The sequence below is a fragment of the Nucisporomicrobium flavum genome (genome assembly GCF_016464385.1).
GTDB classification, from domain to species: domain Bacteria; phylum Actinomycetota; class Actinomycetes; order Mycobacteriales; family Micromonosporaceae; genus Actinoplanes; species Actinoplanes flavus_A.
The window spans coordinates 46,791-60,906 of record NZ_JADMLH010000012.1; the positions used below are offsets into that span (position 1 = coordinate 46,791).

The window sequence follows — 14,116 nt, forward strand, 5'->3', positions numbered from 1 at the left end:
ATCCGTGCAAGGGGGGAAGCGGCACGCCGGGGGAAGCGGGCCGTACACGGACGGAGGTGGGGGCATGGACGAGCGGTTCGGCGCCGAGCAGGGTCTGGTGATCGCATGAGCGCACTGCGCAAGGCGGGCGTGTGGCTCGGTCTCGTCGAGGAGGACGACCAGTACGACGACCGTGGCTACCGCGACGGCGGTTACCGCGAGCGGGAGCGCGACCGGGACTCCGGCTACCGCTACGCCGACGAGTACGCCGACGACGAGGACGATGTCGACGAGGCGCCGTCGCTGCCGCGGGCACGCGCGTCCGAGCGGGGCAGCGGCCGCCTGGAGCGGGCCGCCGCGGCGCTCGACCGCGAGGAGCACGAGCGTGCCGAGCGCGCGGAGCGGGGCAGCGTACGGTCGATCACCCGGCCGGCGGCACCGGTCGCCGAGTCCTCCGGGGGCATGAGCTACTCCACCCGCGAGAACCTGGCCCTCGCGCCGCAGCCACAGGTGCAGCAGCGTCCGGTCGAGGACGAGCAGCGCTACCAGATCACCACGCTGCACCCGACCACGTACCGGGAGGCCCGCACCATCGGCGAGCACTTCCGTGACGGGGTGCCGGTGATCATCAACCTCACCGAGATGGACGAGGGCGACGCCCGCCGGCTCGTCGACTTCGCCGCCGGGCTGGCCTTCGGCCTGCGCGGTACGATCGAGCGCGTGACCAACCGGGTTTTCCTGCTCTCGCCGGCCAATGTCCAGGTCACCGCTGAGGACAAGGCCAAGATCGCTGAGGGCGGCTTCTTCACCCAGAGTTGACCCCTAACGAGGGACCCGCCTGTCGTGCTGTCGATCGTGTTCCAGATCATCTATCTGTTGGTCTATGTGTTCTTCCTGACCCTGCTGGGCCGGTTCGTCCTGGGTGCGGTGCTGCAGTACGGGCGCCGCTGGCAGCCGGGCCGGGGGGCGTCGGCGGCATTGGAGTCGGTGTGGAGCGTCACTGATCCACCCCTCAAGGCGTTGAGGCGTGTGATCCCACCGCTTCGAATTGGTACCGTGAGTTTGGACCTGGCGTCCCTGGTCCTGCTGGTTATCCTGTTCGTGCTTTTGAATCTCGTGTTAGCGCCTCTGATCCGGACCTTCGCCTGACCGCGGAGGACCTGATCGGCTGAGCGCCCCACGCGGCCGCAACTGACCCGAGGAGTTTCGATGCCGCTGACCCCGGCCGACGTGCACAACGTCGCCTTCAAGAAGCCCCCGATCGGCAAGCGGGGGTACGACGAGGAGGAGGTCGACGCCTTCCTGGACGAGGTCGAGCGTGAACTCGCCCGTCTGATCGAAGAGAACAACGAGCTGCGTGCCCAGGTGGAGCGCGGCGGTCGGGGTGGCGCGCCAGCCGGTCCGAGTGCCGACCCGCGGATGGCCGCCGAGCTCAACGACATGAAGGCGCAGCTGGACCGCGTCCAGCGCGACAAGACGGCAGCCGAGCAGGCGGCCCGGCAGATGCAGGCCGAGCTCGAGCAGGTCCGGGCCCAGGGCCCGGTCGGCGGCGGCCCGTCCTCCTCCGGCGGCGGCGACGGCGAGCAGCAGGCGCTGCGGGTCCTCATGATGGCCCAGCGCACCGCCGACGACCACGTGTCCGACGCGCGCCGCGAGGCCGACAAGCTTCTCTCCGACGCCCGCTCCAAGGCGGAGGAGGTCACCCGCGAGGCCCGCGCCAAGGCCGACGCCCTCGAGCGCGACGCCCGCCAGCGGCACCAGGAGGCCATGGGCGGCCTGGACGCCAAGCGGTCCGCGCTGCAGAAGCACATCGAGGAGCTCAAGCAGTTCGAGCGCGAGTACCGCACCCGGCTCAAGGCGTACCTCGAGAGCCAGCTGCGCGACCTCGACGGCCGGGGCCAGGGCCTCGAGGCCGAGCTGGGCCGGGCCGACGCCAACCGCGCGGTCGGCGGCTCGGGCGGTCTCGCCGCTGCGGGCCTCGCCGGCTCGTACGGCGGCAGCCGCGCCAACTCGATCGAGACGGGCCGCTGAGCGCCTGCATCACCCCTCTCGGACCCAACCACCGCGGCGGGGATGAGCCATGATCGTTGTCAGTCTGCTGCTCATCCTCGTCGCCGTGATCCTGCTCGTCCTCGGCCTGGCCGGCGGCTCGAGCGGACTCCTGATCAGCTCCATCGTCGCCAGCCTGCTGGCCGCGGTGGCCCTGGTCGTGGGCGCCCGCCAGGCCGCGGCCGGCCGGCGCGCCGTCGGCGAACCCCTCACCGCCGACCCCGACGACATCCAGCCGGCCGAGCCCTTCGCGGGCCCCGGCCGCCGGCGCCCCGCCGAGCCCGACCCGGCCGAGGCCTTCCTCGCGGCCCAGTCCCGGACGTCGGCGGCTTCCGGACGGCCCGCCGCGGCCGAACCGGCCGACGGAGACCTGTACGGCGAACCGCCGGGCGACGTACGCACGGACGAGGAGCCGTCGGGCGACCGCCTCGACGACGGCTTCGACAACCACCACGACGAAGAGACAAGGACCGCAACCGGCCGGGACGCCGCCTATGCCGCGGGTCAGCGCGACACCGAGGCGGCCCTCACGGGTACGTCCGGGGCGGCCACCGGCCCGGACGTCACCCAGCGGATCGAACCGGACACCGAGCCCGCCGGCACCCCCGGCGACGCCGGTGCGGACCACGTCCCGTGCTCGGGTACGGACACGGACCGCACCGCCACCCGGGCCCCCCAAGGCGCCGACTATGACCAGGCCTCCTCGGTCATCGGCGGCGCCCGCGCCGAGGACGACGACTCCTGGCGCCGGGCCCCCGGGGAAGAAGCGGAGACCGACGGTGACCGGGGACGCACCGGTGCGCCGGTCGGCTCGGAGCCGGCCCGGGGCTTCGGCTCGGAGCCGGCGGCTGGCTTCGGCTCGGCGGCGGACTCCGGGTCGGCAACCGGCAGCTTCGAACCGGCGGCCGGCGGCTTCGGCTCGGAGCCGGCCGAGGGCTTCGGCTCTGCGTCGGATTCCGGGGCGGTGGCCGGCTCCGGTGCGGCCGCCGGGGAGTTCGGGGAGCCGGATCCGGACGACCCCGACGACGAGCCGCCGCCGCAGCGGGTCCGCCCCGCCGACGCGGTGCGCGTGGCCCGCATGGACGCCGAGGTCGTGGTCGTGGACGGCCGCCCGCGCTACCACCTCGCCGACTGCCCGCACCTGCCGGGCCGTTCCACCGAGGCCCTGCCCGTGGCGGAGGCGGTGGAACTGGGATTCAGCCCCTGCGGGCTGTGCCGGCCGGTCGACCGGCTCGTCGCGGCCGCCACCCGCTCCTGACGCCGGCTCGCCGCGGTCGCGGCCAGTGGGGTCACCAGTGATCACCCTTGGTCATCGGGTGACCCCGCTTCGGCGTCCGGACGAAGATCGGCACAATAAGGCATGGCCAAGCCGCGTGCGTCCCGTCCCGGATCCCGCGGCCGGCCCACGCCCGGCACCGGCGACGACCGGACCGCCCCCTCTGCCCGCGGTGACGACGGCGGCCGGACGGGTCGGTCCGCTGCCGACGGCGATGACCTGACCGTCGCGGTGCGGGTGCGGCCCGGGGCCGGCCGGACCAGGGTCGGCGGGCGGTACGACGGTCCGCACGGGCCCGCGCTGATCGTGGCGGTCGGGGCGCCGGCCGTCGACGGCAAGGCGACCGAGGCTGTCCGGCGCGCCCTGGCCGAGGCGCTCGGCGTACGGCCCGCCGCGGTCAGCCTGAAGCTCGGCGCGACCAGCCGGGACAAGGTGTTCATCGTCGTGGGTGACGTCGGGCGCCGCGTCACGGACCTGCGCGACGGGCCGGGATGAGCGCCGGGCTCGACCTCGCGCTGCTGCTCGGGGCCGGCGTGCTGCTCGTCGCCGTGGCCGCCGTCCGGCTCTCCACCCGCCTCGGCCTGCCCAGCCTCCTGGTCTACCTGCTCATCGGGATCGCCATCGGGGAGTCCGGGCTCGGGATCCGGTTCGACGACGCCGAGCTGACCCGTACGCTCGGCTTCTGCGCCCTGATCGTGATCATCGCGGAGGGCGGGCTGACCGCCCGCTGGACCGCGCTGCGACCCGTGCTCGGGCTGTCCGCGACCCTGGCGACGCTCGGGGTTGCCGTCAGCATCGCCGTCGTCGGGACGGTCGTGCACTGGGCACTCGGCCTCGACTGGCGGCTCGCCCTGCTCTACGGCGCTGTGCTGTCCTCGACCGACGCCGCGGCCGTGTTCGCCACGCTGCGGCGGCTGCGACTGCCGCCGCGGATCGTGTCGACGCTCGAGGCCGAGTCCGGCATGAACGACGCGCCGGTCGTGCTGCTCGTGGTGCTGCTCTCCACCGCCACCTTCAGTCACCCGTGGTGGTACGAGGTGCTCGTCGTCGGCTACGAGCTGGCCGCCGGCGCCGCCATCGGGATCGCCGTGGGCGCGGTGGGACGGTGGCTGCTGCGGCACGCCGCGCTGCCGTCCGCCGGGCTGTACCCGATCGCTGCGGTCGGGCTCACCGTGCTGGCGTACGCGGCCGGCGCGGTCGTGCACGCCTCCGGTTTCCTGGCCGTCTACGTGGCCGGCGTGGTGCTGGGCAACGGCCGGCTGCCGCACCGCCGGGCGGTTCTCGGGTTCGCCGACGGGCTCGCGTGGCTCGCGCAGATCGGCCTGTTCGTGCTGCTCGGCCTGCTGGTGTCGCCGGACGAGCTGGTGGCGGCGCTCGTACCGGCGCTGGTCGTCGGCGGTGCGCTGTTGCTGCTGGCCCGTCCCGTGTCGGTCTGGATCTCCGCCCTGGCGGCCCGCAGCGCCCGCCGGCTGGGCTGGCGCGGGCAGGCCTTCCTGTCGTGGGCGGGGCTGCGTGGCGCGGTGCCGATCGTGCTCGCCACCATCCCGCTGTCCAGCGCGGCTCCCGGCGCGGACGGCCTGTTCAACGCCGTCTTCGTCCTCGTGATCATCTTCACGCTGGTCCAGGCCGGGACGCTCGCCCCGGCCGCCCGGCTGCTCGGCGTCACCGCGCCGGCGGAGGCCGCGGAGATCCACGTGGAGACCGCGCCGCTCGAGCGCATGCACGCCGACCTGCTGCAGATCGACGTGGCGCCGGGGTCGCGGCTGGCCGGGGTGCACATCGACGAGCTGCGGCTGCCGGTGGGCGCGAGCGTCACGCTGGTCGTCCGGGACGATGCCGGCTTCGTACCGGGCCCGGACACCCGCCTGCGGACCGGGGACAGCCTGCTGATCGTGGCGACCGCGGACGTCCGGGACGTCGCGGAGCGCCGCATGCGGGCGGTGAGCCGGCGGGGGCGGCTGGCCCGGTGGTTCGGTGAGGACGGCGTGGACCGGGCGTGATCGGTCGGGAATCCGACGGTCGGGATGAGCGGTTTCTGCGGGTAGCGCCATAACCGGGACGGTGTGCCGTGTTGTCGGCGTCCTTCACGTTCCGTATCCTTGCGTGCCTCAAGGAGTGCGCGGTCCCCATGGGCCGCGCCGTTCGTGCACGTGGGGCCGTGCACGCCGGCCGCGTGGGGGCGCGACCGGACGACTGGACCGGGGACGGCGGGCGGCCGTGGCCCGGTGACCGAGACCGCCGATTTCGCCGCGCCTCGCCGCGCGGCCCAGGGGAGCGACGATGGCCAAGGCAAGCGAGAAGGCCGCGCCCAAGCGGTCGCGCAGCGAGGCGGAGTCCGAGAAGATCCGGGTGGCGCTCGTGGAACGCCGGGACGAGCTGCAGGCGGAGTACGACCAGTCGCTCACCGAGATCACCGAGCTGCAGCGGGAACGGCTCGCCGACTCCGCCGGGGACGACCAGGCGGACACCGGCACGAAGACGTTCGAACGTGAGCAGGAGATCACTCTGGCGAACAATCTGCTGGAGCGGATCACACAGGTGGAACGCGCCATCGAGCGGCTCGGCGAGGGCAACTACGGTTGGTGCGAGCGATGCGGCAACGCCATCCCGGTCGAGCGGCTGGCGGCGTTCCCGGTCGCGACCCTCTGTGTGTCCTGCAAGCAGTTGGAGGAACGACGCTGAACGCCGACGAGGCAGCGGCCGGCGCTCCCGGCGCCGCACGGCCGGGCCGGCCCGGTTTCGCCCGCCGGGCCGTGCTGGTCCTGGGCGGCACCGCGCTGCTCGCCGTCCTGATCGACCAGATCACCAAGGAACTCTCGACCAACGGGCTCACCGAGGGAGAGCCGGTCCGCATCCTCGGCGGGCTGGTCTACCTGTCGCTGACCCGCAACAGCGGCGCCGCCTTCAGCCTGGGCAGCGGGTTCACGTGGGTCTTCCCGCTCGTCACGCTGGCTGTCATCGGCTGGATCGGCTGGATGACCCTGCGGCTGCGATCCGTGCCGTGGGCCGTGGCGCTCGGCCTCGTCCTGGGCGGCGCCCTCGGCAACCTGGGCGACCGGCTGTTCCGGGCCCCCGGCATGTTCCAGGGCCACGTCGTCGACATGATCAGCCTCTTCGGGCCGTACGCGCAGTATTTCGCGATCTTCAACGTCGCCGACAGCTGCCTGAGCGTCGGGGTGGTCCTCGCGGTGCTGCTCGAGCTGACCGGCCACCAGCGTGACGGGTCACGGGTGACGAAGAAGGAGAAGGCGACCACATGACGGCCCGTTCGCTTCCCGTACCGGACGGGTTGGACGGCATGCGTCTCGACCAGGCCGTGTCGCGGCTGTTCGGGCTGTCCCGCACGGCCGCCGCGTCGCTCGTCGAGAACGGCGACGCGCTCGTCGACGGGGTGCCGCGGCCCAAGTCCGACAAGGTGGCCGCGGGCGCCTGGCTCGAGGTCACGCTGCCCGCGCCGGTCACCGCGCCCGCGATCGTGGCCGAGCCGGTGCATGGGATGGCCATCGTCTACAGCGACGACGACATCGTCGTGGTGGACAAGCCGGTGGGCGTCGCCGCGCACCCGAGCCCCGGCTGGACCGGGCCCACGGTCATCGGCGGGCTCGCCGCGATGGGCCAGAACGTGGCCACCAGCGGCGCCGCCGAGCGGCAGGGCGTCGTGCACCGCCTCGACGTCGGCACCACCGGGCTGATGGTGGTGGCGAAGAGCGAGATCGCGTACAGCGTGCTGAAGCGGGCCTTCAAGGAGCGCGAGGTGGACAAGCGCTACCACGCGGTGGTGCAGGGCCACCTCGACCCGCTGCGCGGCACGATCGACGCGCCGATCGACCGGCACCCCACGGCCGACTACCGGTACGCGGTCATGTCGGACGGCAAGCCCAGCGTCACCCACTACGACACGCTCGAGGCGTTCCGGTCCGCGAGCCTGATCGACGTGAAGCTCGAGACGGGGCGTACGCACCAGATCCGGGTGCACTTCTCGGCGCTGCGGCACCCCTGCGTGGGCGACCTCACGTACGGCGCGGACCCCACGCTCGCCGCCCGCCTGCAGCTGGGCCGGCAGTGGCTGCACGCCCGGGAACTCGCCTTCCTGCACCCGCGCACGCAGGACGAGGTCAGGTTCGTCAGCGACTACCCTGACGACCTGGGGTACGCGCTGGACGTGCTCCGCGACGCGAGCTGACGACCGCCGCCGGAGGGAAGTCCCATGAGGCCCGGTGACCGGATGATGCCGTGGGCGGCCCGCGGGCTGTCCCGCGGCGGCGCCGGCGCGTTCCGGCAGCGGCTCCTCACCGGCCTCGCCCTGGCGGGGGCCGCCGCGATGCTGATCACGGTCGTGACGATCACCGACCGCGGCCCCGGCGTCGACAATCCGCCCGGCGACGTCGTCCGGGTGGGCGTCGTGGAGGGCCAGCCGGTCCCGGCGTACCTGCGGTCCAGCCGTGGGGAGCTGGCCGCGCTGCTGCCCTCGTCCGGCTCGCCGGTCGCGGGGGAGACGTGGGCGCTGGTGAGCCTGGCCGCGTACTACCCGCCCGACCGGCTGCCCGGCGTGCTGGACGGGGCGGCGGTGGCCCAGGTCTACGCGCGGGCGCCGCTGCCCGACGTACGGACGCAGGTGGTGAAGATCTCCGTCTACCGGATGCCGCAGGACGTGGTCTCCGGGATGCTCGACGCCGCGCTGGCCCGGGACCAGGAGCAGGCCGATTACCGCAAGCTCGGCGGGGAGCTCAAGGGTGACGGCGTGAACGAGGTGCGGCTGCGGCGGGCGTACGACACGGCCGCGCGTACGGCCGCCGCGGAGGCCGCCGCCTACCGGTCGCAGTGCGCGTGCGTCTTCGCCGCGGTGGTCCGGGCCGCCCCGGTGGCGTTGAACCGGCTGGCGGAACGCCCCGAGGTGCGCGTGGTCGACCCGGCCCCCGAGGTGCGGCGCCTGGACCGTACGGAATTCCGGCCCGTCCTGCCGGAGACACCCGACCACCCCGGTCCGGTGCCGCGGTCGTCGCCGGGCCGCCCTGTTGCCCCGGAAACCCTGACACCACTACCCTCATCGACCGGGGCGAGTGTGACATCGGCCTCATCGCACGGCCCCATTCCGGGGCCTGCACCGTCCGCCACGGCGCCGGAGGAGAGCGCTGCCGTACCGTCCGTCCCGCCCGCCGGCCCGGGTCCCCATGTGCCGGCCTCGGCTCCGGGAGCATCCCGGAGCGGGTCCAGGCGTTAATTTCTCCGTCGGCGTCGACCCGGAGGGCCGCCGCAACCGTACGGACGGATGCACGTGCGCGTGTGTTGTGTCGCTGGGTGATCAACGGATCGCGCATTTGCGGCTGTCAGGTGTGGCCCGAATAGGGTGGGCGTCCGTAGCCTGTTGCGAGGCGACGACGCCGTCGAGGACCGAGTTCGAGTAGGCGCTGGGAGGACGAGCCGTGGACGGGACCGAGACCGGCTGGGGCCGGCCTGCGGAACCAGCCCCGCGTTGGCGGGCGCTGCTCGACCGCGCCCGGCACGGAGCCCGGACGGCCGAGGAGTCCGAGGCCGAGCAGGACGATCCGGAGGCCGTCGCCCGCCGCCAGGCGAGCGCGCCGCCGCTGCCCAGCCGCCCGGTGGGCCGCCCGTTCAACCCTCTCGACCCCCGCCAGCGCGAGCAGGCTCCGCACAACGGGTACGCCCCCGTGCCGGCCCCGGCACCCCTGCCGCCGGTCAACCCGCTCGAGCGGCGCGCCGGCCGGGCCAGCCTCGGCGAGCGCCTCGGCGCCTCCGAGCCGCTCCAGCCGGAGCGCCCCGCCGACATGCGCGGCCAGGACCCCCGCGGCCTCGACCCGCGGGGCCCGGAGCCGCGCGGCCTTGATCCGCGGGGCCCGGAGCCGCGCGGCCTTGATCCGCGGGGCCCGGAGCCGCGGGGTCTTGATCCGCGGGGCCCGGAGCCGCGGGGTCTTGAGCCGCGCGGTCTTGATTCGCGGGGCCCGGAGCCCCGGCCGGGCAACCGGCTCGAGGCCCGCCGGCAGTCCCGCATCGGCGAGGGGTTCCAGGCGCGCCCGGACGCCGAGCCGCACAGCTTCTTCAACCCCGCGACCCGGTCGGTGCCGCCCCCCATCGGCAGGGTCGCCCCCGAGCAGGCTCCGCCCAGCCGCGGAGCCGCCTCGGTCGGGTCCGCGTCCGTGCTCCCGCCGCCGCCCGTCGCGCCGCCCCCGCTCACCGCGCCCGGCGGGCCGTCGCCGCTGACAGCGCCCGGCGGGCCGTCGCCGCTCACCGCGCCCGCCGCCGTCCCGCCGATGACCGGGCCGCCGCGCAGCGCCGCCGCCCCCACGTCGCCCGCGGCCCGCATCGAGTGGCGCCAGACCCGTCCCGAGCCGGAGGACCGCGCCGCCTCGGTGCTGCGGCGCAAGCTCGGCAAGCCGCGCGTGCTCGCCTTCGCCAACCCCAAGGGCGGCGTACACAAGACGACCGCCACCGTGCTGGCCGCCGCCACCATCGGCAGCGTCCGCGGGCGCGGGGTGCTCGCGTGGGACGACAACGAGCTGCGCGGCACGCTCGGGCTGCGCGCCGGCAGCGCCCGGCACGCGCGCACGATCCGGCACCTGGTCAGCGACCTGCTGCAGATCGAGAACATGCACGGCAACGAGCTGATGCAGTTCTTCGACGGTTACCTGCGGCACGCCTCGGACGGGTCGTACGACGTGCTCGCCGGCGAGGAGAACCCGCGGTTCGCCCAGCGGCTGGACCAGGGCACCGTGCGGCGGGTGATGGACCTGCTGCGGCGTACCCATGACGTGGTCTGCGTGGACACCGGCAACAACGTCGAGAGCGTCAACTGGCAGACCGTCATGCGCAGCGCCGACCAGCTGGTCGTGACGACGGTGCCGCGTGAGGACGCCGCCTTCACCGCCGACTGGATGCTCGACGTGCTCAACGAGACCGGCATGGAGGACCTGGTCGCCAACGCGGTGACGCTGATCTCCTGCCCCTCGCCGGGCAAGCTGCCGCTGCTGGACGACCTCGCCAAGCACTTCGCCACGCGCACCCGGGCGGTCGCGGTGGTGCCGTACGACCCGGCGCTGGAGGTCGGCTCCTCGATCGAGTACGGCGTGCTCCAGCCGGAGACCAAGCAGGCGTGGCTGCGCGCCGCCGCTGTGATGATCGAGCCATTCGCCGAATAGGCGGGTGTCACCGGTGCCGTCCGCCGCGGGCCGGGACTAGGCTCGCAACGCCACAACCGCCGCGGGAGTAAGGGGGCCCTGGGTGTCTGACTCGTTCGTGCACCTCCACGTGCACACCGAGTATTCGATGCTCGACGGCGCCGCCCGGCTGAAGGATCTGTTCACCGAGGCCAGTCGTCTCGGCATGCCCGCCGTGGCGATCACCGACCACGGCAACATGCACGGGGCGTACGACTTCTACACGCAGGCGACCGCGGCGGGCGTCACGCCGGTCATCGGCATCGAGGCGTACGTGGCCCCCGAGTCACGCCTGCACAAGGCGCGCGTGAAGTGGGGCCGCCCGGAGCAGAAGTCCGACGACATCTCGGGTAACGGCGCGATCACCCACAAGACCATGTGGGCGCGCAACGCGCAGGGCCTCAAGAACCTGTTCCGCCTCAGCAGCCGGGCGTCCATGGAGGGCCACTACGTCAAGTGGCCGCGGATGGACATGGACATCATCGCCGAGCACGCCGAGGGCATCATGGCCACGACCGGCTGCCCCTCCGGCGCGGTGCAGACCCGGTTGCGCCTGGGCCAGGACGAGGAAGCCTTCAAGGTCGCCGCGCAGTACCAGGAGATCTTCGGCAAGGACAACTACTTCCTCGAGATCATGGACCACGGCCTCGAGATCGAGAACCGGGTCCGCGACGGCCTGCTCGACATCAGCCGCCGGCTCGGCATCCCGCCGCTGGTCACCAATGACTCGCACTACACCCACGAGTCGCAGGCCGAGGCGCACGACGTGCTGCTGTGCGTGCAGACCGGCAGCAACATCGCCGACCCCAACCGGTTCCGCTTCGACGGCGGCGGCTACTTCATCAAGTCCGCCGACCAGATGCGCGCGGTGGACTCCTCCGACGCCTGGCTGGAGGGCTGCCGCAACACGCTGCTGGTGGCCGAGAAGGTCGACACCGAGGGCATGTTCACCTTCAAGAACCTCATGCCGCGGTTCCCGGTGCCCGAGGGGCACACCGAGGAGTCCTGGTTCCGGCACGAGGCGTTCGAGGGGCTCAAGCGGCGGTTCCCGGACGGCATCCCGGAGACCCACATCAAGCAGGCGGAGTACGAGCTCGGCGTCATCAGCCAGATGGGCTTCCCGTCGTACTTCCTCGTGGTCGCCGACTTCATCCAGTGGTCCAAGCGCAACGGCATCGCGGTCGGCCCGGGCCGTGGCTCGGCGGCCGGCTCGCTGATCGCGTACGCGATGGGCATCACCGACCTGGACCCGCTGCCGCACGGCCTGATCTTCGAGCGGTTCCTCAACCCCGAGCGCGTCTCGATGCCCGACGTCGACATCGACTTCGACGAGCGCCGGCGCGGCGAGGTCATCCGCTACGTCACCGAGCGGTGGGGCGAGGACAAGGTCGCGCAGATCGCCACGTTCGGCACGATCAAGGCCAAGGCCGCGATCAAGGACTCGGCCCGGGTGCTCGGCTACCCGTTCGCGGTGGGCGACCGGATCACCAAGGCGCTGCCGCCGGACGTGATGGGCAAGGGCATCCCGCTCTCCGGCATCTTCGACAAGGAGCACAAGCGCTACGGCGAGGCCGGCGAGGTCCGCGCGCTGTACGAGCAGGACCCGGACGTCAAGAAGGTCATCGACACCGCGCGCGGCATCGAGGGTCTGATCCGGCAGACCGGCGTGCACGCCGCCGGCGTCATCATGAGCGCCGAGCCGATCATCGACCACATCCCGCTGATGCGCCGCGCCACCGACGGCGTGATCATCACGCAGTTCGACTACCCGACCTGCGAGACGCTCGGGCTGCTGAAGATGGACTTCCTCGGCCTGCGCAACCTGACGATCCTCGACGACGCCGTGAAGAACATCCAGCTCAACCACGGCAAGGAGCTGGACCTGCTGGCCCTGCCGCTGGACGACAAGCCGTCGTACGAGCTGCTCGCCCGCGGTGACACGCTCGGCGTCTTCCAGCTCGACGGCGGGCCGATGCGCTCGCTGCTGCGGCTGATGAAGCCCGACAACTTCGAGGACATCTCCGCCGTCCTGGCGCTGTACCGCCCCGGCCCGATGGGCGTCGAGTCGCACACCAACTACGCGCTGCGCAAGAACAAGCTGCAGGACATCACGCCGATCCATCCCGAGCTGGAGGAACCGCTCCGGGAGATCCTCGAGCCGACGTACGGCCTGATCGTCTACCAGGAGCAGGTGCAGCGCGCCGCGCAGATCCTCGCCGGTTACAGCCTCGGCCAGGCCGACCTGCTGCGCCGCGCGATGGGTAAGAAGAAGAAGGAGATTCTCGACAAGGAGTTCATCCCCTTCCGCGACGGCTGCCGCGAGCACGGCTACAGCGACGAGGCCATCCAGGCGGTGTGGGACGTGCTGGTCCCGTTCGCCGGGTACGCGTTCAACAAGGCCCACTCGGCGGCGTACGGCCTGGTGTCGTACTGGACGGCGTACCTCAAGGCGCACTACCCGGCGGAGTACATGGCCGGGCTGCTGACCAGCGTCGGCGACGACAAGGACAAGATGGCGATGTACCTGGCCGAGTGCCGGCGCATGGGCATCCAGGTCCTGCCGCCCGACGTCAACGAGTCCGCCGGCCCGTTCACCCCGGTCGGCAAGGACATCCGGTTCGGCCTCGCCGCGATCCGCAACGTCGGGCACAACGTGGTGGAGGCGATCGCCCGCTGCCGCGAGGAGAAGGGCAAGTACCAGGACTTCTACGACTTCCTGTCCAAGGTGGACGCGATCGCCTGCAACAAGAAGACGATCGAATCGCTGATCAAGGCCGGCGCCTTCGACTCGATGAAGCATGCCCGCAAGGGCCTGCTGGCGGTGCACGCCGAGGCGATCGACGCGTACGCCGACGTCAAGCGCAACGAGGCCGCGGGCCAGTTCGACCTCTTCGGCGCGTTCGGCGACGAGGCCGGCGGCAGCTCCGCGACGGTCGCGATGCCGCCCATCACCGACGGCGAGTGGGACAAGCGCGACAAGCTCGCCTTCGAGCGCGAGATGCTCGGTCTGTACGTCTCCGACCACCCGCTCGCGGGCCTCGAGCAGGTGCTGGCGAACGCCGCCGACACCACGATCGCGGCGCTCAACGAGGAGGGCTCGGTCCCGGACGGCCAGGTCGTCACGCTGGCCGGCATCCTCACCGGCGTCCAGCGGCGCATCACCAAGCAGGGCCGCGCCTGGGCCTCGGCCACCCTGGAGGACCTCGCCGGCGGGGTGGAGACGCTGTTCTTCCCCAACACGTACGAGGTCATCGGCCAGTACATCGCCGAGGACGCGATCGTCGTCGTGAAGGGCCGGGTCGACCGCCGCGACGACACGCCCCGGATCATGGCGATGGACATGTCGATGCCGGACGTGACCCACAACCCGGACACCAAGCCGATCACGCTGACCATGCCGATCACCCGGTGCACGCCGCCGCTGGTGTCCGAGCTCAAGGAGATCCTGGTCAGCCACCCGGGCGACAGCGAGGTGCACGTCCACCTGCTCAACGGCAGCCGCAAGACGGTCATGCGCCTCGGCGGGTTCAAGGTCGCGGCGACGCCCGCCCTGCGCGCCGACCTGAAGATGATCCTCGGCCCGTCGGCGGTCGCCTGATGGTCCGCGGCGCGCGCCCGGCGGGACCTGGCAGGATCGGGG

12 protein-coding genes are annotated in these 14,116 nt (G+C 72.7%); all 12 read left to right on the forward strand.

Annotation, left to right across the window (positions count from 1 at the left end; all coding sequences use genetic code 11):
* Positions 1-105: 105 nt before the first annotated feature.
* The 12 genes from IT780_RS26300 (at position 106) to dnaE (ending at position 14,074) form a co-directional block, all read left to right on the forward strand.
* On the forward strand, positions 106-798 hold the full coding sequence (locus IT780_RS26300; RefSeq protein WP_199514365.1) for a cell division protein SepF: 693 nt from the start codon (positions 106-108) through the stop codon (positions 796-798).
* 24 nt (positions 799-822) lie between these two features.
* The gene (locus IT780_RS26305) at positions 823-1,128 is read left to right on the forward strand and encodes a YggT family protein (RefSeq protein WP_199514367.1); all 306 of its coding nucleotides are present in this window, start codon (positions 823-825) and stop codon (positions 1,126-1,128) included.
* Positions 1,129-1,188: 60 nt separating this feature from the next.
* Entirely contained in the window at positions 1,189-2,010 is an 822-nt protein-coding gene (locus tag IT780_RS26310) for a DivIVA domain-containing protein (protein WP_199514369.1), read from the forward strand.
* Between the two features lie 49 nt (positions 2,011-2,059).
* On the forward strand, positions 2,060-3,286 hold the full coding sequence (locus tag IT780_RS26315) for a hypothetical protein (RefSeq protein ID WP_199514650.1): 1,227 nt from the start codon (positions 2,060-2,062) through the stop codon (positions 3,284-3,286).
* A 237-nt stretch (positions 3,287-3,523) separates the two neighbouring features.
* Positions 3,524-3,799: a DUF167 domain-containing protein gene (locus tag IT780_RS26320; protein ID WP_233413565.1), complete on the forward strand. Its 276-nt coding sequence runs from the start codon at positions 3,524-3,526 to the stop codon at positions 3,797-3,799.
* Entirely contained in the window at positions 3,796-5,304 is a 1,509-nt protein-coding gene (locus IT780_RS26325; protein ID WP_199514373.1) for a potassium/proton antiporter, read from the forward strand. Before IT780_RS26320 ends, IT780_RS26325 begins: the two co-directional genes overlap by 4 nt.
* 280 nt (positions 5,305-5,584) lie before the next feature.
* Positions 5,585-5,986 (forward strand): TraR/DksA family transcriptional regulator, encoded by a 402-nt coding sequence (locus IT780_RS26330; protein WP_199514375.1) that lies wholly within the window; start codon positions 5,585-5,587, stop codon positions 5,984-5,986.
* On the forward strand, positions 5,896-6,564 hold the full coding sequence (gene lspA / locus IT780_RS26335) for a signal peptidase II (protein WP_199514377.1): 669 nt from the start codon (positions 5,896-5,898) through the stop codon (positions 6,562-6,564). The genes IT780_RS26330 and lspA overlap by 91 nt, the downstream gene beginning before the upstream one ends.
* Positions 6,561-7,487 carry an RluA family pseudouridine synthase gene (locus IT780_RS26340; RefSeq protein ID WP_199514379.1) on the forward strand — a complete coding sequence of 309 codons (927 nt, stop codon included), beginning with the start codon at positions 6,561-6,563 and terminating at the stop codon, positions 7,485-7,487. The genes lspA and IT780_RS26340 overlap by 4 nt, the downstream gene beginning before the upstream one ends.
* Before the next feature lie 24 nt (positions 7,488-7,511).
* On the forward strand, positions 7,512-8,525 hold the full coding sequence (locus tag IT780_RS26345) for a hypothetical protein (protein ID WP_199514381.1): 1,014 nt from the start codon (positions 7,512-7,514) through the stop codon (positions 8,523-8,525).
* A gap of 565 nt (positions 8,526-9,090) precedes the next feature.
* Entirely contained in the window at positions 9,091-10,458 is a 1,368-nt protein-coding gene (locus tag IT780_RS26350) for a MinD/ParA family ATP-binding protein (protein ID WP_233413567.1), read from the forward strand.
* A gap of 82 nt (positions 10,459-10,540) precedes the next feature.
* Positions 10,541-14,074 carry a DNA polymerase III subunit alpha gene (gene dnaE, locus IT780_RS26355; RefSeq protein ID WP_199514384.1) on the forward strand — a complete coding sequence of 1,178 codons (3,534 nt, stop codon included), beginning with the start codon at positions 10,541-10,543 and terminating at the stop codon, positions 14,072-14,074.
* The last annotated feature ends 42 nt before the right edge of the window (positions 14,075-14,116 follow it).